The sequence below is a fragment of the Bradyrhizobium genomosp. I (2014) genome (assembly GCF_000261685.1).
Taxonomy (GTDB): Bacteria; Pseudomonadota; Alphaproteobacteria; order Rhizobiales; family Xanthobacteraceae; genus Bradyrhizobium.
In genome coordinates this window covers 21,974-29,536 of sequence record NZ_AJQE01000086.1, presented here as the reverse complement: position 1 = coordinate 29,536, position 7,563 = coordinate 21,974, and the positions used below count along the sequence as shown (strand labels likewise).

The 7,563-nt window shown below is 65.2% G+C and carries 7 protein-coding genes; 5 read left to right on the top strand and 2 right to left on the bottom strand.

Annotation, left to right across the window (positions count from 1 at the left end; all coding sequences use genetic code 11):
• Window positions 1–1,410, bottom strand: a 1,410-nt coding sequence (locus IC50_RS08355) for an ABC transporter permease (protein WP_035702914.1), incomplete at its 3' end; no start/stop codon positions are given.
• The gene (locus tag IC50_RS08350; protein ID WP_035702912.1) at window positions 1,407–2,126 is read right to left on the bottom strand and encodes an ABC transporter ATP-binding protein; all 720 of its coding nucleotides are present in this window, start codon (window positions 2,124–2,126) and stop codon (window positions 1,407–1,409) included. The genes IC50_RS08350 and IC50_RS08355, both read right to left, overlap by 4 nt.
• Before the next feature lie 55 nt (window positions 2,127–2,181).
• On the opposite strand from IC50_RS08350, the gene IC50_RS08345 reads away from it, so the two are divergent.
• The 5 genes from IC50_RS08345 (at window position 2,182) to sucC (ending at window position 7,562) form a co-directional block, all read left to right on the top strand.
• Window positions 2,182–2,817, top strand: coding sequence for an arylesterase (locus IC50_RS08345; protein ID WP_035702920.1), 636 nt, complete (start codon window positions 2,182–2,184; stop codon window positions 2,815–2,817).
• Window positions 2,818–2,991: 174 nt separating this feature from the next.
• Window positions 2,992–3,528, top strand: coding sequence for an RNA 2',3'-cyclic phosphodiesterase (thpR, locus tag IC50_RS08340; protein WP_035702910.1), 537 nt, complete (start codon window positions 2,992–2,994; stop codon window positions 3,526–3,528).
• A gap of 220 nt (window positions 3,529–3,748) precedes the next feature.
• A complete protein-coding gene (zapE, locus tag IC50_RS08335) occupies window positions 3,749–4,936 on the top strand; it encodes a cell division protein ZapE (protein WP_035702909.1) in 1,188 nt (395 codons plus the stop codon).
• A 257-nt stretch (window positions 4,937–5,193) separates the two neighbouring features.
• Window positions 5,194–6,162 carry a malate dehydrogenase gene (gene mdh / locus IC50_RS08330; protein ID WP_035702908.1) on the top strand — a complete coding sequence of 323 codons (969 nt, stop codon included), beginning with the start codon at window positions 5,194–5,196 and terminating at the stop codon, window positions 6,160–6,162.
• A gap of 203 nt (window positions 6,163–6,365) precedes the next feature.
• Entirely contained in the window at window positions 6,366–7,562 is a 1,197-nt protein-coding gene (gene sucC, locus IC50_RS08325) for an ADP-forming succinate--CoA ligase subunit beta (RefSeq protein WP_035702906.1), read from the top strand.
• Window position 7,563 lies beyond the last annotated feature (1 nt).

Here is a 7,563-nt window from a genome sequence, read left to right as displayed (position 1 = left end):
CCGCGGCAGCCGCCGCGCGATTCCCATCAGCAGGGCGGCGATGCCGCGCAGCAGGGCGAAGACGACGACGGAGGAGGCCACGAACACCGCCGCGATGCGCTTGTCGAAGGACAGGCCGATCACCACCGCGATGAGCAGGGCGATCACGACGCCCATCAACACGAGATAGCTCGCGCGCGGCCGATGCCATTCGGAACTGATGGTGTCGCGGAACAGCGCGGCCACCGGCACGTCGTGCACGCGCCCGAGCGGCCACAGGCCGAAAGCGAGCGCGGTGAGGAGGCCGTAGACGAAGGACAGCGCGAGCTCGTCGGCATGCAGGGCCGGCACCACCGGCAGCGGCAACAGCTTGCCGAACAGGCCGACGATCGCGAAGGGCATGGCGGCGCCGAGCGCAAGGCCGATCACCGAGCCGATCGCGGCCAGCAGTATGACCTGCGCCAGATAGATGCCGAAGACGTCGCGTCCTGTTGCGCCGACGGCCTTGAGGGCCGCGATCACCTCGAGCCGGCGATCGATATGGCTCTTCACGGCATTGGCAACGCCGACACCGCCGACCAGCAGCGAGGCGAGACCGACCAGCGTCAGGAACTGCGTGAAGCGGTTGATGTTGCGCTCGAGCTGCGGCGAAGCGTTGGAGCGGCTGCGGATCTCCCAGCCGGCCTGCGGCGCGGCGCTCCGCGCATCCGCGATGAAGGCTTCGGTGGCGCGCTCATCGTTCGCGACATCGGGCAGCTTCACCCGGTAGACCCAGCGCACCAGGCTGCCGGGCTGGATCAGGCCGGTGGCGCGCAGGCCCGCTTCGCTGATCAGGAAACGCGGCCCGAAACCGATGCCGCCGGCGAGCTTGTCGGGCTCGGCTTCGACGGTCGAGCGGATCTGGAACGTCGCCGAGCCGATGGCGACGCGGTCGCCGGTCTTGAGCGACAATCGCGCCAGCAGCGTCGGATCGGCGGCGGCGCCGAACGCGCCGTCTCGCTCCGCGAGCAGATCGGACATCGGCAGTGGCGGTGCCAATGTCAGCTGGCCCAGCATCGGATAGGTGTCGTCGACCGCCTTCATCTCGACCAGTGCGAGCTGGCCGTCGGGCGCGCGCGCCATGCCGCGCAAGGTGGCGGCGGTCGACACCGAGCCGCGCGAGCGCAGGAAGGCGACCTCTTCAGGTTTCGCCTCGCGCTGGAACAGCACGAAGGAGACGTCGCCGCCGAGCAGCGTGCGGCCCTCGCGGGCAAGGCCGTCGGAGAGACTCGCCGACACCGAGCCGACGCCGGCGATCGCCATCACGCCGAGCGCGATGCAGGCGATGAAGACGTAGAAGCCGCGCAGGCCGCCGCGCAATTCGCGGAGCGCATAACGCAACGACAGCGCGACGCCGCCGGGCTTGGCGAAGGATTCGGTGACCGTGCTCATGCCGGCGCGGACTGCGTGTCGATGCGGCCCGATCGCAGGCGGATCACGCGATCGCAGCGATGCGCGAGCGAGGAATCGTGCGTGACCAGCACCAGGGTCATGCCGCGCTCGGCGTGCTTGCTGAACAGGAGATCGACGATCTGCTTTCCGGTTGTCTCGTCGAGATTGCCGGTCGGCTCGTCGGCGACGAGGATCGCGGGATCGGGCGCCAGTGCGCGAGCGAGCGCAACGCGCTGCTGCTCGCCGCCGGAGAGCTGCGTCGGATAGTGATGCAAGCGATCGCCGAGCCCGACCGATTGCAGCTCCTGCGCCGCGCGCCTCGCAGCATCGGGATTGCCGGCAAGCTCGAGCGGCACGGCGACGTTCTCCAGCGCCGTCATGGTCGGGATCAGGTGAAAGGACTGGAAGACGATGCCGACCTGACGGCCGCGGAAGCGGGCCAGCGCGTCCTCGTCGAGGGCATTGAAAGGCGTGCCTGATACCACCACCTCTCCACTATCAGGACGCTCCAGCCCCGCCATCACCATCAGCAGCGTGGATTTGCCCGAGCCTGACGGGCCGATCAGGCCGATCGTCTCGCCCGAGGCGACCCGCAAGCTGATATCCTTGAGGATGTGAACGCGTGCCGCGCCCGCGCCCAATGAGAGATTGACGTTGGAGATGGCGATGGTGTCCGCGGCGGCGGCGAGCGAAGAGGATTCGATGCGAGTGTCCATGGTCTGCTCATATGGCAACTCCGACAGCGCGGTCGAGAGGCGTTACGGATTGTTCATGCACATAGCCGTGTTGATGCTCGGCTTGATGACGATCGCGCCCCCCGCTCGGGCGGAAGCGACAAAGCCGGTCAAGCTTGTCGTTCTTGGCGATTCCTTGAGCGCCGGTCTCGGCCTCCCGGCTCAGGAGGCGTTCCCCCAAAGGCTCAAAAAAGCTTTGCAAACCAAGGGCATAGAGGTCGACATGGTCAATGCCGGGGTGTCCGGCGACACCTCCTCCGGCGGCCGCGACCGCCTCGACTGGTCGGTCCCCGATGGAACTGACGGCGTCATCGTGGAGCTCGGCGCCAACGACGCATTGCGCGGCATCGATCCCGAGCTGACGCGCGCCGCACTGACCGACATCATCCAGCGGCTCGAGGCGCGCAAGATCGCGGTGATGCTCTGCGGCATGCTGGCGCCGCCGAATTACGGTGCCGACTATGCCGCGCGCTTCAATTCGATTTATCCGGATCTGGCGAAAAAATTCGACGTGCCGCTCTACCCGTTCTTCCTCGAGGGCGTTGCGGCCGATGCCAAGCTCAACCAGGCCGACGGCATTCATCCGACTGCGGCCGGCGTCGACATCATCGTCGGCAACATCATGCCCACCGTGGAGGCATTCCTTGGCACGATAGCTGAGCAACGGCGTTGAAATGCAGGCAGCGCCAACCCTTATTCCCAGGGTTTTACGGGGGTGGGGCGCGGCATGCTTCGCAGAGTCATACAACTGCGATAGGAATCAGGGTACCGGTGATTCGTCGCCGGCTCTAATTTGGATATGGTCCTTGCCTCGAGGGCTGTACCCAAGCATCGGGAGTGCGAAACGATGCCGCGTTTGTTTACGGGTCTGGAAATTCCGGCCGAGATCGGCCAGTCGCTTTCCAACTTGAGGGGTGGCCTCCCCGGCGCCCGCTGGATCGATCCCGAAAATTATCACGTCACCTTGCGCTTCATCGGCGACATCGACGGTGCTTCCGCCAACGAGATCGCCTCGATGCTGTTTCGCGTCGATCGAAAGCCGTTCGAGGTCAAGGTGCAGGGGCTGACCAGCTTCGGCGGTCGCAAGCCGCGCGCGGTGGTCGCCACCATCGCGCCGAGCAAGCCGCTGATGGAGTTGCAGGCCGAGCTCGAGCGCATGATGCAGCGGATCGGCCTCAATCCGGAGGGACGCAAGTTCATCCCGCACGTCACGCTGGCGCGCCTGCACGACGCCTCCGACCGCGACGTCGCCGACTATCTCTCGCTGCGCGGCTACTTTCCGAGCAAGGCATTCATGGCCGAGCGCTTCGTGCTGTTCTCGTCCCGCGCCTCCACCGGCGGCGGCCCCTATGTGGTCGAGGACGCCTACGAGCTGTGTGAGTAGACGTCGCATGACTCTCGCGTGTCCCGGCCGCTGCGCAGCGCGAAGCGGTGCGCTGCAGAGCCGGGGCCCATTGCTCCACGATGAACGAAATCACGAAATAGTGGGTCCCGGCTCTGCGCAGCAGCGTTACACGCTGCAGCGCGTCCGGGACACGAAACCGCATAGCTCTGACCCCAATTCACGGCTTGCAATTTCCGCCGGTCTCTGGCGGTAAGGGGGCATGCTCTCCACCCCCGGTTCCTCTTTCCGACAGGCATACCAGGCTCAGATCGCCTCCGGCGCGATCGAGCCCGATGCCGCGCAGGCCGAGGTCGCCGAGGCCTATGCGGCGCTCGACCAGCGGCTCGCCACTTACAAGCCGCAGCGCAAGCAGGGCCTGCTCAGCCGCCTGTTCAGCAGCAATGACAAGGACGACGCGCCGCGCGGGCTCTACATCCACGGCGAGGTCGGCCGCGGCAAGACCATGCTGATGGACCTGTTCTTCCAGCACAGTACCGTCGAGCACAAGCGGCGCGCGCATTTCCACGAATTCATGGCGGAAGCGCACGAGCGCATCTACGACTTTCGCCAGAGCATCGCGCGCGGCGAGATCGCCGACGGCGACGTCATCGCGCTGACCGCGAACGCGATCTTCGAGGAAAGCTGGTTGCTCTGCTTCGACGAATTCCACGTTACCGACATTGCGGATGCGATGATCCTGGGACGCCTGTTCGCCAAGCTGTTCGAGCTGGGTACCGTGGTGGTCGCAACCTCCAACGTCGCACCCGAAGATCTCTACAAGGGGGGGCTCAACCGTTCGCTGTTCCTGCCCTTCATCAAGCAGATCACCGACCACATGGACGTCGCGCGGCTCGATGCGCGAACCGACTTCAGGTTGGAGAAGCTCCAGGGCGTGCCGATGTGGCTAACTCCGGCGGATGGCGATGCGGACGCTGCGCTCGACCGCGCCTGGAAGCGGATGTCGGGGGGCGCCAAATGCAGGTCGCGCGACATTTCAATCAAGGGACGCATCCTGCACGTGCCGTGCTCGGCCCATGGCGTCGCGCGGTTCTCGTTCGCCGACCTCTGCGAGAAGCCGTTAGGTGCATCCGACTACCTCAGGCTGGCGCACGACTATCACACCATCCTGGTCGACCATATTCCAGTGATGGACCTCTCCCAGCGCAACGCCGCCAAGCGATTCATCACGCTGATCGACGCGCTCTACGACAACGCCGTGAAGCTGATGGCCTCGGCCGACGCCAATCCGATCTCGCTCTACCTCGCCAGCGAGGGCAACGAGGCCAACGAGTTCAAGCGGACCGCCTCGCGCCTGATCGAAATGAGCTCGGAAACCTATCTGGCGCTGCCTCACGGCCGCAAGGATTCCACTGCGAGCGGCTCGACCAAGGGCCTGGTGGAGACTTAAGTCCTATTTGTGCCAGCGCTGTCATTCCGGGGCGCGCGTCAGCGCGAACCCGGAATCCTGAGATTGTCGTGCGAGATTCTCAGGTGCGCAATTGCGCACCATAGTTCGTGCTCCGCACGCCCCGGAATGACAGGGCTGCGTGCCCGAGGCCGCGGCAAGCCCGACAATTGGGCATTGGGCGACTTGAACGGGGGAGGCGAAAGGGATAACCACCCGTCTCAGTTTTCCCTCCTTACGTGTCTAAAGGACAGGTTCACATGGCGCGCGACAAGATTGCTTTGATTGGCTCCGGTCAGATCGGCGGAACGCTGGCTCATCTCATCGGCCTGAAAGAGCTGGGCGACGTGGTGATGTTCGACATCGCCGAGGGCGTGCCGCAGGGCAAGGCACTCGACATCGCGCAGTCCTCGCCGGTCGACGGCTTCGACGCGCACTACAGCGGCGCGAACTCCTACGAGGCGCTCGACAACGCCAAGGTCTGCATCGTCACTGCCGGTGTGCCGCGCAAGCCCGGCATGAGCCGCGACGACCTTCTCTCCATCAACCTCAAGGTCATGGAGCAGGTCGGCGCCGGCATCAAGAAGTATGCCCCCGACGCGTTCGTCATCTGCATCACCAACCCGCTCGACGCGATGGTCTGGGCGCTGCAGAAGGCCTCGGGCCTGCCGCACAAGAAGGTCGTCGGCATGGCCGGCGTGCTGGATTCGGCGCGCTTCCGCTACTTCCTGGCCGACGAGTTCAACGTCTCGGTCGAGGACGTCACCGCCTTCGTGCTCGGCGGCCATGGCGACACCATGGTGCCGCTGGTGAAGTACTCCACCGTCGCCGGCATCCCGCTGCCCGACCTCGTCAAGATGGGCTGGACCTCGCAGGCGCGCCTCGACGAGATCGTCGACCGCACCCGCAACGGCGGTGCCGAGATCGTCAACCTGCTCAAGACCGGCTCGGCCTTCTACGCGCCGGCCGCCTCGGCCATCGCGATGGCCGAGAGCTATCTGCGTGACAAGAAGCGCGTGCTGCCCTCGGCCGCCTACCTCAATGGTGAATACGGCGTGAAGGACATGTATGTCGGCGTGCCCGTCGTGATCGGCTCCAAGGGTGTCGAGCGCGTGGTCGAGATCGAGCTCGCCGGCAAGGACCGCGAGGCCTTCGACAAGTCGGTCGGTGCCGTGCAGGGCCTGGTCGATGCCTGCAAGAAGATCGCCCCCGATCTTCTCGGCCGCTAAGCCGCAAAGCAATACCCCGCCGAAGATCGAAACCCGGTCTTCGGCGGTTTCACTTCCGGAGCCCGTGACCGGGCAGGTTCCGGCGCAGTCCAGATCTCGAAGTCAAAGAATCCAGGTTGCAGTTCCTGTGGTATATGGTATGCCAGCCACAAGACTGAGGTGGGCCCATGAGGTCACCGCCCGCGGGTTCAGGGAGCGACCATATGAATATCCATGAATATCAGGCCAAAGCGCTGCTGGGCGAGTTCGGCGTGCCGATCTCCAAGGGCGTCCCGGTCCTCAAAGCCGCCGACGCTGAAGCTGCCGCCAAGGCGCTGCCTGGCCCGGTCTGGGTGGTGAAGAGCCAGATCCACGCCGGCGGCCGCGGCAAGGGCAAATTCAAGGAAGCCTCCGCCGGCGACAAGGGCGGCGTCCGCATCGCCAAGTCGGCCGCGGAGGTCTCCGAGTTCGCCAAGCAGATGCTGGGCGCCACGCTGGTGACCGTGCAGACCGGCCCCGCCGGCAAGCAGGTCAACCGCCTCTACATCGAGGACGGCTCCGACATCGACAAGGAGTTCTATCTCTCGATCCTGGTCGACCGCGAGACCTCGCGCGTCTCCTTCGTCGTCTCGACCGAAGGCGGCGTCAACATCGAGGACGTCGCGCACAACACGCCGGAGAAGATCGTCACCTTCTCGGTCGATCCCGCCACCGGCATCATGGGCCACCACGGCCGCACCGTCGCGAACGCGCTCAAGCTCTCCGGTGACCTCGCCAAGCAGGCGGAAAAGCTCACCGCGCAGCTCTACGCGGCCTTCGTCGCCAAGGACATGTCGATGCTGGAGATCAACCCGCTGGTCGTGACCAAGCAGGGCCAGCTCCGCGTGCTCGACGCCAAGGTGTCGTTCGACGACAACGCGCTGTTCCGTCATCCCGAAGTGCTCGCGCTGCGCGACGAGACCGAGGAAGACGCCAAGGAAATCGAGGCGTCCAAGTACGACCTCAACTACGTCACGCTCGATGGCAATATCGGCTGCATGGTCAACGGCGCCGGTCTCGCCATGGCGACGATGGACATCATCAAGCTCTACGGCATGGCTCCGGCCAACTTCCTCGACGTCGGCGGCAGCGCCAGCAAGGAGAAGGTCGCGGCCGCGTTCAAGATCATCACCGCGGATCCCAACGTGAAGGGCATCCTGGTCAACATCTTCGGCGGCATCATGAAGTGCGACGTGATCGCCGAGGGCGTCACGGCGGCGGTTCGTGAGGTCGGCCTCAGCGTGCCCCTGGTGGTCCGCCTCGAGGGAACCAATGTCGAGCTCGGCAAGAAGATCATCCGTGAATCCGGACTGAACGTGGTGCCCGCCGACAATCTCGACGACGCCGCGCAGAAGATCGTGAAGGCCGTCAAGGGAGGCTAAC

Coding starts and splice junctions, on each gene's coding strand:
- mdh (WP_035702908.1), top strand. CDS start 5,194: ATGGCGCGCGACAAGATTGCTTTGATTGGCTCCGGTCAGATCGGCGGA.
- sucC (WP_035702906.1), top strand. CDS start 6,366: ATGAATATCCATGAATATCAGGCCAAAGCGCTGCTGGGCGAGTTCGGC.
- zapE (WP_035702909.1), top strand. CDS start 3,749: ATGCTCTCCACCCCCGGTTCCTCTTTCCGACAGGCATACCAGGCTCAG.
- IC50_RS08345 (WP_035702920.1), top strand. CDS start 2,182: ATGCACATAGCCGTGTTGATGCTCGGCTTGATGACGATCGCGCCCCCC.
- IC50_RS08350 (WP_035702912.1), bottom strand. CDS start 2,126: ATGGACACTCGCATCGAATCCTCTTCGCTCGCCGCCGCCGCGGACACC.
- thpR (WP_035702910.1), top strand. CDS start 2,992: ATGCCGCGTTTGTTTACGGGTCTGGAAATTCCGGCCGAGATCGGCCAG.